Source organism: Sorangium sp. So ce145, assembly GCF_051525985.1.
GTDB lineage: Bacteria > Myxococcota_A > Polyangia > Polyangiales > Polyangiaceae > Sorangium > Sorangium cellulosum_B.
This window is the reverse complement of the sequence record NZ_CP150315.1, coordinates 5,296,269-5,311,703: the sequence shown is the minus strand read 5'-3', so window position 1 is coordinate 5,311,703 and position 15,435 is coordinate 5,296,269. Positions and strand designations below refer to the sequence as shown.

The 15,435-nt window shown below is 71.4% G+C and carries 12 protein-coding genes; 6 read left to right on the top strand and 6 right to left on the bottom strand.

Features of this window, described 5'->3' with window-relative positions:
• Positions 1 to 22: 22 nt before the first annotated feature.
• A complete protein-coding gene (locus WMF34_RS19695) occupies positions 23 to 976 on the bottom strand; it encodes a formylglycine-generating enzyme family protein (RefSeq protein ID WP_437994188.1) in 954 nt (317 codons plus the stop codon).
• 214 nt (positions 977 to 1,190) lie between these two features.
• Here WMF34_RS19695 and WMF34_RS19690 point away from each other — a divergent pair, with 214 nt between their 5' ends.
• The 3 genes from WMF34_RS19690 to fxsT all read left to right on the top strand — a co-directional run bounded on the left by WMF34_RS19690 (position 1,191) and on the right by fxsT (position 6,811).
• Positions 1,191 to 2,690 (top strand): SIR2 family protein, encoded by a 1,500-nt coding sequence (locus WMF34_RS19690; RefSeq protein WP_437994187.1) that lies wholly within the window; start codon positions 1,191 to 1,193, stop codon positions 2,688 to 2,690.
• Between the two features lie 26 nt (positions 2,691 to 2,716).
• Positions 2,717 to 3,793, top strand: coding sequence for an ATP/GTP-binding protein (locus WMF34_RS19685; protein WP_437994186.1), 1,077 nt, complete (start codon positions 2,717 to 2,719; stop codon positions 3,791 to 3,793).
• Positions 3,794 to 3,940: 147 nt separating this feature from the next.
• Complete coding sequence (fxsT, locus tag WMF34_RS19680) at positions 3,941 to 6,811, top strand: FxSxx-COOH system tetratricopeptide repeat protein (protein WP_012236433.1); 2,871 nt, start codon at positions 3,941 to 3,943, stop codon at positions 6,809 to 6,811.
• Between the two features lies 1 nt (position 6,812).
• Here the strand turns inward: fxsT and WMF34_RS19675 are convergent, their stop codons facing one another.
• The 4 genes from WMF34_RS19675 to WMF34_RS19660 all read right to left on the bottom strand — a co-directional run bounded on the left by WMF34_RS19675 (position 6,813) and on the right by WMF34_RS19660 (position 11,778).
• Positions 6,813 to 8,129, bottom strand: coding sequence for a pyruvate dehydrogenase complex dihydrolipoamide acetyltransferase (locus WMF34_RS19675; protein WP_437994185.1), 1,317 nt, complete (start codon positions 8,127 to 8,129; stop codon positions 6,813 to 6,815).
• A 39-nt stretch (positions 8,130 to 8,168) separates the two neighbouring features.
• On the bottom strand, positions 8,169 to 9,152 hold the full coding sequence (locus WMF34_RS19670; RefSeq protein ID WP_437994184.1) for a pyruvate dehydrogenase complex E1 component subunit beta: 984 nt from the start codon (positions 9,150 to 9,152) through the stop codon (positions 8,169 to 8,171).
• Positions 9,149 to 10,126: a pyruvate dehydrogenase (acetyl-transferring) E1 component subunit alpha gene (gene pdhA / locus WMF34_RS19665; RefSeq protein ID WP_012236430.1), complete on the bottom strand. Its 978-nt coding sequence runs from the start codon at positions 10,124 to 10,126 to the stop codon at positions 9,149 to 9,151. The genes WMF34_RS19670 and pdhA overlap by 4 nt, the downstream gene beginning before the upstream one ends.
• A 200-nt stretch (positions 10,127 to 10,326) precedes the next feature.
• Positions 10,327 to 11,778, bottom strand: a complete 1,452-nt coding sequence (locus WMF34_RS19660; RefSeq protein ID WP_437994183.1) for a protein kinase domain-containing protein — start codon at positions 11,776 to 11,778, stop codon at positions 10,327 to 10,329.
• 179 nt (positions 11,779 to 11,957) lie between these two features.
• On the opposite strand from WMF34_RS19660, the gene WMF34_RS19655 reads away from it, so the two are divergent.
• Entirely contained in the window at positions 11,958 to 13,013 is a 1,056-nt protein-coding gene (locus WMF34_RS19655) for a hypothetical protein (RefSeq protein WP_044965278.1), read from the top strand.
• 117 nt (positions 13,014 to 13,130) lie between these two features.
• Here the strand turns inward: WMF34_RS19655 and WMF34_RS19650 are convergent, their stop codons facing one another.
• Positions 13,131 to 13,706: a hypothetical protein gene (locus WMF34_RS19650; protein ID WP_437994182.1), complete on the bottom strand. Its 576-nt coding sequence runs from the start codon at positions 13,704 to 13,706 to the stop codon at positions 13,131 to 13,133.
• 144 nt (positions 13,707 to 13,850) lie between these two features.
• Between WMF34_RS19650 and WMF34_RS19645 the strand changes: the two genes are divergently transcribed.
• Both WMF34_RS19645 and WMF34_RS19640 read left to right on the top strand, forming a co-directional pair.
• Positions 13,851 to 14,948 carry a M48 family metalloprotease gene (locus WMF34_RS19645; protein WP_437994181.1) on the top strand — a complete coding sequence of 366 codons (1,098 nt, stop codon included), beginning with the start codon at positions 13,851 to 13,853 and terminating at the stop codon, positions 14,946 to 14,948.
• Positions 14,949 to 15,063: 115 nt separating this feature from the next.
• Complete coding sequence (locus WMF34_RS19640; protein WP_012236426.1) at positions 15,064 to 15,393, top strand: FKBP-type peptidyl-prolyl cis-trans isomerase; 330 nt, start codon at positions 15,064 to 15,066, stop codon at positions 15,391 to 15,393.
• The last annotated feature ends 42 nt before the right edge of the window (positions 15,394 to 15,435 follow it).

The window sequence follows — 15,435 nt, the reverse complement described above, 5'->3', positions numbered from 1 at the left end:
CACGCGCGTCGCCCGCCGCGGCTCAGGCGTCGCGCGCGCAGCGGAAGCCGCGCCACGCGCGGCGGCTGGTCGGCGAGTCGTGCCCCCGCGCGGCGCCACGCAGCCAGGGCCGACCCAGGATGTAGCTGCCGCCGCGCAGCACGCGCTCCTCCCCCATGTCGGGCCCCCGCGGGTTCTTCGCGCTGCCGCTTGGATACTCGGGATGGTAGTAGTCAGCGACCCACTCCTCGACATTGCCGGCGAGGTCGTCGATGCCGTCGGGGGTGCGGCCGGCCACGAGCGAGCCGACGGGCGCGAGCTCGAGGAAGCCGTCGCTGTCGTCGAGCTCGTCGAACGACAGCCTCCCGTGGTTCGCGTGGAATGGGTTGTAGACATGGCCCCAGGGGTAGCGGCGCCCGGCCACGCCCCGCGCCGCCCGCTCCCATTCGGCCTCGGTCGGCAGGCGACCGCCGGCCCAGACGCAGTAGCGCTCCGCGTCGCTCCACGAGACGAGCACCACCGGCACGTCGGGCCGATCGAACCGCTGCCCGCCGGAGGCATACGGAGGTTCGGCGCAGACGCCGGCCGAGACGCACCGGCGGTAGCTCGCGACAGTCACCTCGGTTCGGTCGATCCAGAAATCCGACAGGTACACCTCGTGGGGCACGAGCTCGTTTGCGAAGCTCGCCTCGGTCTCGTCGACGCACAGCTCACCGGCCGGCTCGAGCTTGCAGAGCGTCACCGCGTGCGCGATCTCGACCTCGCTCGATCCCATCGTGAAGCTCCCCGCGCGCACGAGGACGGCGGGCGGACCGGGCGCGCGCAGCGCGACGACGCTCGCGCGCTCGCCCGCGGCAGACGCCGAGAGCGCGGCCTCCGCGCGCGCCGGGAGGCGCGGGGCGCGCCGCGCGCGGGATGGTGGAGCGGCCACGCCGGCCAGGGAGAACGCGACGAGCGAGGCCACCGTGGCCAGCGTGAAGAGGGCCGCCGGACGCATGTCGGAGACGTAGCATGCTCCAGCCTCGCGGACTGTTTCCGCCTCTTCCGGCTTCGCTCGATGCGGCGGGTCAGTCGTCTCGGACGTCATGACCGCAGCGGGACACCTGGTCGAGCGTTCGACCCTGCGCCGCGCGGCGCACTTTTGCGGCGCGCCGCGCGACGCGCCGCAAAAGTGCGCTGCGCGCCGAGGAGCGATAGACTCGAGGGGCTCGATGTCAACCCTTATGGACAACGCGAACACGGTGAGCGCGGAGGTCGACGCCGCGGTGATCGAAGCGCTGCATGAGGCGCTCGAGAGCGGAGAGCTCGTGCTCTTCGTCGGGGGAGGCATCTCGGCCGCGGCCGGGCTGCCGACGTGGCGTCAGCTCGTCGACCTGCTCGTCGAGAGGGTGCGCGAGCAGACCAGCGACGAGGTCGCGATCGCCGAGGTCGCGGCCCTCGCGCGCTCGCAGCGCTACAGCGAGGCGCTGGGCGCGGCGGAGCAGGCGCTCGGCCCAGCGGAGTTCAACGCGTTCGTCGAGGATGCGCTCGACGACGAGGGGCTCGAGCCGCCGCGGATCGCGATCGCGATCGCCGCGCTGCGAGACAAGCTGCGCGCCGTGCTCACCACGAACCTGAACCACCTGCTCGAGCGCGCCTTCGGCTTCGAGTGGGACACCATGTGGCGCGTCACCGACGAGGTCGCGTGGCGGCGGCGGTTCATCCTCAAACTGCACGGCACGCTGAAGGAGCCGCACAGCTGGGTGTTCGCGCGCGAGCGCTTCCTCGCGTCGATCGCGCCGCCCGACGTGCGCAAGTCGCTCACGACCGTGCTCTCGCGGTGCCCCGTGCTCTTCATCGGCTTCGGACGCGCCGACGGGAACTTCGACGAGATGCTGGCGGACATCCACGCGCTCTCGGGCGCCTCGCCGCCGCCCCGCTTCGTCATCGCCCCGGGCTCGAGCTTGACGCCGCTCCGCCGCAAGACGCTCGCGGACATGGGGTTCCTGCTCCTGCCTTACGACACCCCCGACGGCAGCCACGACCGGGTGCTCGCGATCCTCGACCGCACGTGCGCGCCCCGGCCGCGCGCGATCACGTCGCGCGGCCGCTCGATCCTTCCGCCCCCGATCCCCGATCTCGAGCTCCCGCCCTCGTCGTCGCCCCTCGGCGCGCCGTACGACCTCCCGCCGGACTCGGCCGCGTACGACGACACGTTCACGATGACGGGGGCGCTCGAAGCCTCGCGGCGCGAGCGCGTCTCCGAGCCCCCGGCGAGCCCGATCGAGGTGTTCTTCTCGTACTCGGAGAGCAACCGCGAGCTGCGCGACAAGCTCGAGACGCACCTCGCCATCCTCAAGCGGAAGGGCGTCATCCGCGGCTGGCACGACGGCGAGATCGGCGCTGGCGAGGAGCGCGACACGGCGCTGGCCGAGCACCTCGAGACCGCGAAGGTCATCCTGCTGCTCATCAGCGCGGACTTCCTCGCGTCGGACTTCTGCTACGACGTCGAGATGCAGAAGGCGATCGAGCGCCACGAACGGGGTGAGGCGCGCGTCATCCCCGTCATCCTCGACGCTTGCGACTGGGAGGGCGCGCCCTTCGGCAGGCTGGCCAGCTTGCCGCGGGGCGGGCGCCCGGTGACGAGCTGGGTCAACCAGAGCGAGGCGTTCACCGACATCGCAAAGGGCATCCGAAAGCAGGTCGAGCAGCTCACCCAAAACCCCTCCTGAGCTCACCGAGCGCCGGCGCCCAGCCGGTGAGCCATTCAGAGGTGCCACCGCCGCCCGGGATCTGGAGCGTCCCCGCGTCGACCAGCCGGAACCTGGCCGCGCGCGACGCTCTGCTCGCCGAGATCGGCGCCGCGCTCGCCAGGCGCGGCGTGGCGCCGCTCTGCGGGCTCGGCGGCACCGGCAAGACCAAGCTCGCGATCGAGTACGCGTACCGCAACGCCGGCGCTTACGACACCGTCTTCCTGATCGACGGTCAGAGCCAGGCGACGATGGACGCCTCCTTCGTCACGCTCGCGGCGGAGATGAGGCTGCCCGACCACGAGCAGCTGGATCCCGCTCGCGCGGTCGGCGTGGTGCGCAGCAAGCTCGGGCGCCGCGGTCGCTGGCTGCTCCTCTTCGATGGCGTGCGCGACCCGAGCGAGGTCGAGCCCTACATCCCGAGCGTCTCCCACGGCGGCCACATCCTCACGACGTCGCAGAACCCTATCTGGCGCGGTCTCACGACGGTGAACGTCCGCGGCATCGAGCGCGCCGAGTCGGTGCGCTTCCTGCTCCAGCGCACGGGCGAGACCGACGCGGAGTCGGCCGACGCGCTCGCAGAGGAGCTCGGGGATCTGCCGCTCGCCCTGGCGCAGGCCGGCGCTTACATCGAGGAGACCGGGCGCCCGCTCGCGGAGTACCTCGCCCTCTTCCGGCAGCGGCCGGCCGCGCTCCTGGAGCGCCCCGTCAGCTTCCCTGTGACGGTCGCGACCGCCTGGGAGAGCTCGCTCGCGGCCGTGTTCAGCCACCAGGCAGCGGCGGAGCTCCTCAGCTTGTGCTCCTTCCTGCCGATGGACGCGATCCCTCGGCGGTCGCTCAGCGAATACGACCCGCTCGCGCTCGACGACGCCATCGCGATGCTGCGGCTGCACTCGCTGATCGAGGTGCGGCCGCACGCGCTCAGCGTCCACCGCCTCGTGAAGATCGTCGTGCGCAACCAGCTGCGGCGGGACGATCGGCGGCGATGGATGGAAGCGGCGCGCCGCATCGTTCAGGCTTCCGGCCGGATCTCCCCGAGCACGGAAGAGGAGCGCGAAGGTAGGACGGAGCCGGAGTCGGGGTAAGGCAAGCCCCCCACGAGACGATGGAGGTTCGACCCGCATGTATCCGCCTGGAGCGTCAACTACCGTCTCTTCCTGGGTCTTTTCCGACCGCGTATTCTCGTTGCGCGTCAGGTCCGTCGTGAGACTTTAAGGCCCGCGAGAGGAACTATGGTTGCCTTGGCGACGAGCCCCGCCGATGTGTTCTTCTCCTACTCTCCGAGGGACGAAGACCTGCGGCCCAAGATCGAGACCCACCTCGACGCGCTGAAACGGCAGGGGGTCATCCGGAATTACCAGGGCTTCGCGCTCGGCGGAGGGAGGGAGCGGCGAGAGGCGAGCGCGGCGAGGCTGCGCGAGGCGCGGGTCGTGCTGCTGCTCGTGAGCGCGGATTTCCTCTCCACCGACGCGTGGCTCTCTCCGGAGATGCGAGAGGCGATCGCCCGCCACGAGGCCGGCGAGTGCCGGGTCATCCCCGTGATCCTGCGGCCCTGCGCCTGGGAGAAGACGCTGCTCGGCGAGCTGCAGCCGCTGCCGAGCCGCGCGCGGCCCGTGACGAGCTACCCCAACCAGAGCGAGGCGTTCACGGAGATCGCGAAGGGGATCCGGAGCGCCGTCCGCGAGACGGAGCCGCCGACGCAGCGGCCGGCCGCTCGAAGGCCGTCGAGCTCGCCCGACGCGGAGCCCCACATCAAGAAGCTGCCGCCGCGGAACCCGGGCTTCACCGGGCGCGACCAGCTCCTGAGCGAGCTGCGGAGCACGCTCACCACGGGGGGGCCCGCCGCGCTCACGCAGTCCATCAGCGGCCTCGGCGGCGTCGGCAAGACGCAGCTCGTCGCCGAGTACGCGCACCGGTACGCGAGCCAGTACAACGTCGTCTGGTGGATCCGCGCCGAGGAGCCGGCCACGGCGGCCGAGGACTTCGCGCGCCTCGCCGCGGCCCTCGACCTGCCAGAGCAGAACGAGGCCGACCAGCGGATCGCGATCGAGGCGGCCCGGTCGTGGCTGTCGCGCAACGACAAGTGGCTCCTCATCTTCGACAACGTGAACGACCCGCAGGACGTCGCCCCGTACCTGCCGCACCCGCGCACCGGGCACATCCTCATCACCTCGCGCAACCCGAGCTTCCGCGGCATCGCCACCCCGCTCACCGTGCCGGCGCTCGATCGCGCCGACTCGGTGAAGTTCCTGCTCGATCGGACCGGGCAGGGCGACGCGCGCGCCGCGGAGAAGCTCGCCGAGACGCTCGGGGATCTCCCCCTCGCGCTGGTGCAGGCGGCGGCGACCATCAAGGAGACGGGATCGTCCATCGCGACCTACCACGCCGCCTTCGGCGATCACCAGCGCGGGCTCCTGCTCCGCGGCATGCCGATGGACTACCCGACGCCGATCGCCACGACCTGGGGCCTCGCGTTCCAGGAGGCGCAGCGCTTCTCGCCCGTCGCGGTCGACCTCTTGAGCCTGTGCGCGTACCTGGCGCCCGATGACATCCCGCGCGAGGGCCTCGCCGACGCCGCGCCGCACCTGCCGGCGGCGCTCGCGGAGGCGCTGAGCGATCCGCTGAGCCTCGACGAGGCGGTCGCCGCGCTCCGCCGGTACTCGTTCATCGACGTGCACGAGGGCGCGCTCTCCGTGCACCGGCTCGTCCAGGCGGTGGTCCGCGATCGCCTCTCGCCCGAGGACAGGAAGGTGTGGGCCGAGGCGGCGGTCCGGCTCGTCGACCACGCGTTCCCCGAGAGCAGCGACGAGGTCGAGACGTGGCCCTTCTGCGCCCGATGGCTGCCGCACGCGCTCGCCGCGGCGAGCCAGGCCGAAGCGCACGACGTCGCGCGGGAGGTGCGCGGACGGCTCCTCGCTCGGTTCGCCGTCTACCTGCAGGGGCGCGCCGCGTTCGCGGAGGCGAAGGGGTACCTGGAGCGGGCGCTCGCGCTCCACGAGGCGGTGTTCGGCCACGACGATCCGAAGGTCGCGGCCGTGCTGCGCAGCCTCGGCAGCGTCCTCCACGACCTCGGCGATCTCGGCGGCGCGCGGGCACACCTGGAGCGCGCGCTGGCGATCGACATCGCGAGCTTCGGCCCCGATCACCCGGACGTCGCGCGCGACGTGAACGACCTCGGCAGCGTGCTCATGGATCAGGGCGATCTGCCGGGCGCCCGCAAGCACCTGGAGCGCGCCCTCGCCATCGACGAGGCGACGTACGGCCCCGACGATCCGAGCGTCGCGATACGGCTCAACAACCTGGGCGCGCTCTTCCGCGACCTCGGCGACTTCGCGGGCGCGCGCGTGCACCTCGAGCGGGCGCTCGCGATCGACATCCGCGCCTACGGTCCGGACCACCCGACAGTAGCGATCGGGCGCACGAACCTCGGTCGGCTGCTCCACGATCTCGGCGACCTCAAGGGAGCGCGCGACCAGTTCGAGGAGGCGCTCAAGATCGATGAGCACAGCTACGGCCTCTACCACCCGCGCTTCGCGCTCGCGCTGAACAACCGCGGGCGCGTGCTGCGCGATCTCGGAGACCTGGCCGGGGCGCGCGCCGACTTCGAGCGCGCGCTCGCGATCGTCGAGGACACCTACGGGCCGGATCACCCGGACGTGGCGCGGGACATCAACAACCTCGGCAGCGTGCTGCGCGACCTCGGCGATCTCGAGGGCGCGCGCGCGAACTTCGCGCGCGTGCTGAAGATCGCCGAGGCGACCTACGGCCCGGACCACCCGGCGGTGGCGATCGGCTGCAACAACCTCGGCAGCGTGCTGCAAGCGCTCGGCGAGCTGCCCGGGGCGCGCGAGCAGCTGGAGCGCGCGCTCGGCATCGCGCAAGCCACGTACGGTCCGGATCACCCGGTGGTGGCGAGCATCGTGAACAACCTCGGGCGCGTCTTGCAGGCGCTCGGCGATCTGTCGGGCGCATGGCAGCAGATCGAGCGCGCCGTGGCGATCGCCACGAAGGCGCTCGGGCCGTCGCACCCGTCCGTGCAGATCTTCTCGCGGAACCTGGCGCGCCTCGGCGACGCCCTGGGGAGCAGCGCCGAGGCGACCTGAGCTAGCCGATCAGGATCTGCGTCGGGTGCTCCAGGAGCTGGCGCAGGACCTTGAGGAAGGTCGCGCCGACCGCGCCGTCGACGACGCGATGATCGCAGGAGAGCGTCATGCTCAGCCGGCGGCCCGGAACGATCTGCTCGCCGCGCACGACGGGCTCGCGACGGACCTGGCCCACGGCGAGGATCGCTCCCTCGGGCGGGTTGATGACGGCGCCGAAGTTGTCGATCCCGTACATGCCGAGGTTCGAGATCGAGAACGTGCCGTTCGCCATCTCCTCGGGCCGCAGCTTCTTCGCCTTGGCTCGCCCGGCGAGCTCGCGCACCTCGGCCGCGATGTCGAGCACCTGCTTGCGATCGACGTCGCGCACCACCGGCGTGACGAGGCCCTCGGGGACGGCGACCGCGACCGAGATGTCGACGCGCTGGTGAACGAGGATGGCGTCTGGGGTGAACTGCGCGTTGCACTCCGGGACGCGCACGAGCGCGATGGCGCACGCCTTGACGAGGAGATCGTTGAAGCTGACCTTGGCCGGCTTCTCCCCCTCGGCGGCGGTCGCCGCGAGATCCGCGTTGATCTGCTCGCGAAGCGCGTTCAGCGGATCGGCGTCGACGTCGATCGAGAGGTAGAAGTGCGGGACCGTTTGCTTGGACTCGGTGAGGCGCCGGGCGATCGCCTTGCGCATCATGCTGAGCGGCCGCACCTCCGGCACAGCGAGCTCGCCGGGGGCGGTCGCCTTGGCCGCGGCGGCCGGCGCCGGCTTCAGCCCCTCGAGGTCGCGCGCGACGATGCGCCCGCGCGGACCGCTGCCGGCGACGCTGCTGAGGTCGAGCCCGCGCTCCCGGCCGAGCTTCCGCACGTAAGGCGACGCCTTGACGCGTCCGTTCGACGACGGCTGCGGCGCGGCCGGCTGCGTGGGCGGCGAGACCGCCTCGCCGCGCGCCGCGGGCGGCGGGCTCGTCACGGGCGCGTCGCCGCCGGCCGGCGGCGCGGCGCGCTCTCCCTTGGGCTGAGCCTCCGCCGCGCTCGGCTTCGCCGCGGCGGCGCCGCCGCTCCCGCCGGCGAGGGCGCTTACGTCCTCGCCCGGGGTGCCGATGATCGCGACAGGCTGGCCGAGCTGAACCACGCTGCCCGCAGGCACGAGGATCTTGAGCAACGTCCCTCGATCGAAGGACTTGTACTCCATGGTCGCCTTGTCGGTCTCGACCTCTGCGAGCAGATCGTCGATGTCGATCGCGTCGCCTTCCTTCTTGTGCCAGGCACTGATCTGCCCCTCCTCCATGGTCGGGGACAGCTTCGGAAGTTCCAGAACCTTCGCCATGGGTCTATCAACCTTGATCGGGGATGTGGGTCCGCTCAGTCAGCTTTTGTAGAGAACGCGGTGAACATTTTCGATGATCCGCGACGCCTGCGGGATCACGTACTGCTCCAGCCGCGCGTTGTAGGGCATCGGGACGTCGAGCGTCGTCGCGCGCAGCACGGGCGCGTCCAGCTCGTCGAACGCGAGCCGCTGGATGCGATCGGCGATCTCCGCCCCGACGCCGCCGTACGGCCAGCCCTCGTGCGCCACGACCGCGCGGTGCGTCTTCGTGACGCTCTTCACGATCGTCTCCTCGTCGAGCGGGCGCAGCGATCGCAGGTCCACGATCTCCGCGCTGATGCCCTCCTTCTCAAGCTCCGCGGCCGCCTCGAGCGCGACGTGCACCATCCGGCTCCACGCGATGATCGAGACGTCGGTCCCCTCGCGCACGATCGAGGCGACCCCCATCGGCACGATGAAATCGGGGTCGTCGGGCACCTCGCCCTTCACGCCGTAGAGCGTCTCGCTCTCCATGAAGAGCACCGGGTTGTCGTCCCGGATCGCCGACTTCAGGAGACCCTTGGCGTCCGCCGGCATCGCGGGCGCGAGGACCTTGAGGCCGGGGACGTGCGCGTAGAAGTGCTCCATGGAGTGCGAGTGCTGCGAGCCGACCTGCTTCGCCGAGCCGTTCGGCGCCCGCAGCACGAGCGGGATGCTGAGCTGCCCGCCGGACATCTGCCGGAGCTTCGCCGCGTTGTTGAGGATCTGGTCGAACGCCACGGCGGAGAAGTTCCACGTCATGTACTCGACGATCGGCCGGAGCCCGACCATCGCCGCGCCGATCGAGATGCCCGTGAACCCGCTCTCGGTGATGGGCGCGTCGATCACGCGCTTGCTCCCGAACTTGTCGAGCATCCCCTCGGTCACCTTGTAGGCGCCCTGGTAGTGCCCGACCTCCTCGCCGACGAGGTACACCCGCTCGTCGCGCTCCATTTCCTCGACCATGGCGGCGCGAACCGCCTCACGGAATCTTAGGACGGTCATCGCGCAAAAGGTCCTGCATAGGTTGTGGGCTCGAGCACCTCGGGCCCGGGTTCGGGGCTCTCCTCGGCGAAGCGGATCGCGTCGGTGATCTCGTCTTCCACCTCTCTCTCGATCGCCTCGAGGGCGGCCTTGTGGCCCTTCTCCTCGAGCTCGATGCGCGAGCGAAGGAGCACGTCCTTCTTCTTGCGCTCCTCGAGCTCCTCCTTCGTCCGGTACTTGCCGGGATCGCTCATCGAGTGGCCCCGGAAGCGGTACGTCCTGATCTCGACCAGCGTCGGCTCCGACTGCGTGCGCGCCCGCGCGACGGCCTCGGCGAGGCGATCGCGCACCTGGAGGACGTGCTCGGAGTTGAAGCGATCGCGCTCCATCCCGTAGGCGAGCGCCTTCAGCGAGACGTCCTCGACCGAGAGCGTCCGGGAGAGCGGCGTCCCCATCGCGTACTCGTTGTTCTCGCAGACGAACACGATCGGCAGCTTCCACAGCGCCGCGAGCGACATCCCTTCGTGGAAGTCGCCGATGCTCACCGCGCCCTCGCCGAAGAACACCATCGAGACCCGGTCCTCGCCGCGGTACTTCGACGCGAACGCGGTCCCGACGGCGATGGGGATGTGCCCGCCGACGATGCCGTAGCCGCCGAGCATGTTGTGCTCTTTGTCGAAGAAGTGCATCGAGCCGCCGAGCCCCTTCGAGCACCCGGTGACCTTGCCGTAGAGCTCGGCCATCGCGGCGCGCGAGCTCATCCCGCGGGCGAGCGCGAGCCCGTGATCGCGGTAGGTGGTCATCACGTAGTCGTCGGGGCGGAGCGCCGCAGAAGCACCGACGGCGATGGGCTCCTGACCGATGTACAGGTGAAGGAACCCGCCGATCTTGCTCTGCGCGTACGCGCGGGCCGCTTCTTCCTCGAAGCGGCGTATCTGGAACATCTTTCGGTAGAGCGACAGATGGAGATCGTCGCCGTTTGTCAGGGTAGTCATCGCGGAGATCTCAAGGGGCAGAACAGCAATTCAGACAGTCGCTAGCGCAGCGGTCGGCGTGATTCCAGGGCGCCTCTCCGGGGCCTGCGATGGACCCAGCGAGGCGCTAGACGTCGGCCGTGCAGGGCAGCGACGGTGCTTACTCGGGCTCCTTTACGGGAGTTTTTTCCGCGTGACAACGCATCCGCGATGTCACGCGTTCAACGCGCGGCAGCATCGGCACCACCGGCGTCCTGCGTGCCGGGCTCTGTGGTCTCCGGCACGCCGAGGTCGTCGGTCTCCGGTGTTCCGGCGTCCGCGCCTTGCTCGTCCTCGGGGAGCGCGGTCGGCGCGGGCGAGGTCGTGGCGCTGCCTGGCGCGCTCGCGCTGGGCTCCGCGGCGCTGGGCTCCGCGGCGCTGGGCTCCGCGGCGCTGGGCTCTGCGCTGACCGTCGCGCGCGCCGTGGTGTCGGTGGGGTCGTGCTTCGGGCGCGCGGGCCGCGTCGACGGCACAGGGCGCGGTCGCGGCGGCGCGGCGGCCGACGAGGCGATCGGCGCTGCTCCGACGGCGGGCTCCTCGGCGGGCGCGTCTGCAGATCGCAGCGCGGTGTGGAGGAGCAGCGCGGCCGTGGCCACGACCACGGCCGCGCCCACGGCGATCTGCCCCGCCTTCCGCTCGCGGGGAGGGAAGTCGGCGTCGAGCGGATCTGCGCGCACCGCGGCTGGCTCGGCGGGCAGCGCCGGCGTCGCCGTGACGGCGCTGTCGAGCATCCGCCTCGGCATCTGGCTGGAGGCGGCCCACTCGAGGCTGTTCGCGAACGCGGCGCCGAACTCGTCGCAGCTCGGGTACCTGTCCTCGGGTCGCTTCGACAGCCCGCGCGCGAGCACCTGATCGAGCGACGGAGGGAGGCCGAGCTCCCTCGCGATCGGCGGCGGCTCGTCGGTCGCGATCTTCGAGGCGACCGAGACCGCGTCGTCGCCCGGGAACGCGCGGCTCCCGGAGATCGCCTCGTACATGACGGCGGCGAGCGAGAACTGATCGCTCTCGGGCGAGAACTTGCCGACGCGGAACGTCTCCGGCGCGCTGTACGCGGGCGTCCCCATGAGCCCTCCCTGGTGCGTCAGCGTCGAGTCCGGGATCCGCGCGATGCCGAAGTCGGCGATCTTGCCGCCGTTCGCGGACAGGATGATGTTCTCCGGCTTGATGTCGCGGTGGACGATGCCTGCCCGGTGCGCGATCGTCAGGGCCTCGCCGAGCTCGAACGCGAGGCGCGCCGCCTGCGACGCCGAGAGCGGCCGCTCGAGGAGGTGCTGCTTGAGCGTCGGCCCCTCGACGTACTCGAAGACGAGGTAGAGCCCGAAGTCCGGGTCCTCGCCGACGTCGTGGAGCGTGACGAGGTTCGGGTGGGTCACCCGGGCGGCGGCGCGCGCTTCGTGGCGCATCCTCACGATGAGCTGCTCGCGGACGTCGCGCGGGATGCGCAGGTCGTCGCGCAGGTGCTTCAGCGCGACGTCGCGATCGAGCAGCGGGTCGTGCGCGAGCAGCACGCGTCCCATCGCGCCCTCGCCGAGGAGGCGCTGCACGTGGTAGCGGCCGAGGGCGGCGGGCAGCACGGAGCTATCGCTCGGCTGTGCGAGCGCGCCGCCGCCATCGGAGGACGAGGATCGAGGCACGTCGCGTCGGTTCTATCCGTCCGGAGGCCCCGGCGGAAGGCCTGGCCGGCGTCTCGCTTCCGGTTATGCTCTGCCGCAGCGCGCCCCGGGTCCACGAGCGGCGCTCGCGGTTCTGCGGAGGCGGTTCCCGCAGGGGCCTGGCGGCGTGCGGCATCCCAGAGAGGGCGCAGCGAGCACAGATGAGCACCGAGAGCGCGTCGAAGCCGGTCCAGGTCGCCGGAGCCACGAAGAAGCGAGGCAAGGTCAAGTACATCGTGCTCGTCGGCCTCGTGCTCATCGTCGTCCTCGCCCAGCAGACGGGGCTCCTCGGCTTCGGCGTGGCGCACCTCCGCGCCGCGACCTTCCCGAGAGACGAGTCGCTGCTCGAATATGTCCAAGGCAGCGTCCCCGGCGTGGTGATCGTCGACCCTCACCAGATCGATCTGCAGGCGCTCGGCGCGGAGGGGGGCGCGGTGCGGCTGCACATCGAGCGCACCCGTGACGACATCAAGAAGGCGACGGGCATCGATCTCGGGTTCGACGTCGACAAGCTGGTCGTCGCCCCGTCGCTCGTGGTCGCGCGCGGGCGTTTCAACGAGCAGAAGCTCGCGGAGCGCCTGGCGACGCACAGCTACGTCCAGGCAGAGTACAAAGGCGTGAAGTACCTGCTCCGCGCCGGCGAGGACGCGATCGCCGTGCGCGACGGGTCGATCCTGCTATATGGCGCCGAGCCGGAGCTCCGCGCGAGCATCGACGCCGAGGAGGCCGGGACGTCGCTCGCGAGCCGGGACGAGGCGACGTCGCGCCTCGCGCACATCGGGTGGGATCGTCCCCTCCTGGGCGTCGCCCTTCTTTCCGAGAGCAAGCCGAGCCTCCGCGCGATCCTCACCGGCTCCACGGGCCCGCGCGCCGTCACCGTCGGCGTCTCGACGAAGGGCGGGCTCTCGGCGATCATCGCGATCGACGCCGCGTCGGCCGAGGCGGCCGAAGAGCTCCGGAAGCTCCTCGAGGAGAAGCGCGCGAACGTCGATGCGCTGAAGGCGCTCGTTGGACCGGAGCCCGGGGCGGCGCTCGCCGAGATCGCGAAGCGCGCGACCCTCGCCGTGGAGCCGGGCGCCGGCCGGCTGACGGTGCAGGTGGAGGTGCGCCCCGAGGAGATCGAGCTGCTCGCGAAGGCCGGCCATGCGGCGGCAGGCTCGCTCGGGGATATGTACAAAAATGTGCGGCTGCTTCAGCTCCTCGCGCCGGGCCCGTGAGGCCGTCGTCTGAGCGGAAGGCGCGCTCGGCCCGTATCGAGGTGGGCACAGTTGTGTACGAAGGCAGCACCGCTCATGTCGAGCTGGAGCGGCCGGCGGTGCGTCCCTGGTCGAGGCTCAGAGCTCGGCGCAGCGCGGGCACCGCGCCTCGACCCGGTCTGTCGCGCTCTTGACCCGGGCGCGCGCGGAATCGCACCGCTGGTCCGCATCGCCGGCGAGCCCGCAGAGGTGCTGCGCGGCGCGGCTCATGGACGCGAGCGCGCGGCACGCGGTTTCGCACGGCGGCGCGGACGGCGGCTCGGCCTCGATCTTCTTGGCCGGGGGCTCGCCGCCGGCGGCCGTCGCCCGTGGTGACGGCGCGGCGCGGCTGTCGGGTACGCTCGGACTCGGCGGTGAAGCCGCCGGCGGCGGCGGCGCTCCCGGCTGCGCCGCTTCCGCCACGGCCCGGCCCTCGTCGCGCTGTGCGGGCGCGCCGATCGCCTGATCGAGCTCGTCCTCGGCGCGCTCGAGCTCGGCGAGCGCGTCATCGGCTGTCTCGATCGAGCTTCCCTTGTGCGGCGACATCGAGGCCGCACCGGCGGGCTCCGGCGCCACCGGGGCCTGCGCGACGGAGGCGCCGCCGCAGCCAGAGAGCGCGGCGGCGCTGATCCACAGGGTGGCGGCGGCGGCAGACCAGGCACGGTGTCTGTTCATCGGTCCTCCAGCGCCTGACGCCCGGCGCCCGGCTTTCGGCTCACCGCGGCGCCGCGGCGTGCGCCGCGGACCGCGACCGCGCGCCGAGATCTTGTGTGCGGCGCGGCGAGGTTGACCCCCTCGCCGTGCGCTATGCTCGCGTCGATGAATCTGCTTCGACCGATCGGCGCCCTCGTTCTGGCTCTCGGACTGGTCGCAGGCTGTCAGCGGGGCAGCTCGCGCCAGCCTGCGTCTCAGCCGTCGTACGGCCAGGCCTATCCTCCGTACGGCGCGCCCCAGCAGGGTGCTCCTCCACAGCAGCCCGGGTACCCGCAGCAACCCGGGTACCCGCAGCAACCCGGGTACCCGCCGGCGCAGACCGGGCCTGTGCCGGCGCCTACCTTCAACGTGCCCACGATGCCGGGGCTGCCGGTGCTGGGCGATCCCATCAACGACATCAACGTCAGCTGGCTCCAGTCCGAGGCCGGCGTCGTCATGGGCGCGTTGATCGGCGCGCTGCCGGCGGCCTCGCAGCAGAAGGTGAGGGGCATCCCGTTCATCGCCGATCCGACGGTGGGCGAGGTGAACGCGTTCGCCGGCTGTGACGACCAGCGGATGCCGTTCATGGCGATCACCGACGGGCTGCTCGAGGTCGAGGCGCAGATCGCGCAGTTCAAGGCGACCGACGAGATCTTCGGGACGAGGAAGCTCGACGAGTTCCTGCGGATGCTCGCGCAGCGGCAGCGGCCTGGGCAGCCGATCGTCCGGCCGCCGGCGGGCTTCATCGATCCGGTGCAGCACACGGACCCGCGCAAGGTCGAGCGGCAGCGCCAGCTCTACCACGAGCAGCTCGCGTTCGTGCTCGGCCACGAGCTCGGCCACCATCACCTCGGGCACACGGGCTGCGCGAACGGGCAGGGGGGGAGCCGGGGCGTCACGCCCGCGGATCTCGGGCGGATGCTGTCGCGCACGCTCCCCATCTTCAACCAGCCGAACGAGATCGCGGCGGACGTGGCGGGCGTGAACAACCTGCTCGCCGCTGGCGCGCGGCAGCAGGGGTACCGCTGGACCGAGGGCGGCGCGATGCTCACGCTCGGCTTCTTCGCGTCGCTCGATCAGCTCACGCCCGCCACGATCCTGTTTGCCTTCGAGCAGACGCACCCGCACCCGCTGCTGCGGCAGCCCGTCGTCCAGCAGACCGCCAACACCTGGCGGATGACCGGAGGCGCGCCCGTGTTCACGTTCCCTGGTTTCGGCGGCTGAGCCACGATTACCCGGGCGTCTTTGCGCTCGCGGGCGCTCGTCCGGAAGCTCGTCTGCTGCTTCGGCTTGACGCGACCGTGCAGCGCTCCTCCCATCGCGCCGAAAGGAGTCGACCATGCAAGCAGAGCTCGGGATCGAGGACCTCAAGGAAGGCACAGGCGCGGAGGCGAAGCACGGCCAGCTCGTGACGGTGCACTACGTCGGCACGCTGACCAACGGCGACAAGTTCGACAGCTCGCGCGACCGCGGCCAAGGATTCTCGTTCAAGCTGGGGGCCGGGCAGGTGATCAAGGGATGGGATCAGGGGGTCGCCGGCATGAAGATCGGCGGCCTCCGCAAGCTGACGATCCCGCCGGAGCTCGGCTACGGCGCTCGCGGCTTCCCGCCCGTGATCCCGCCGAACTCGACCCTCGTCTTCGAGGTCGAGCTGCTCGCGGTCAAGTGATCGTCCGCGTCGGCCCGCGGCGTCGGTCGCTGCTCGCGACCG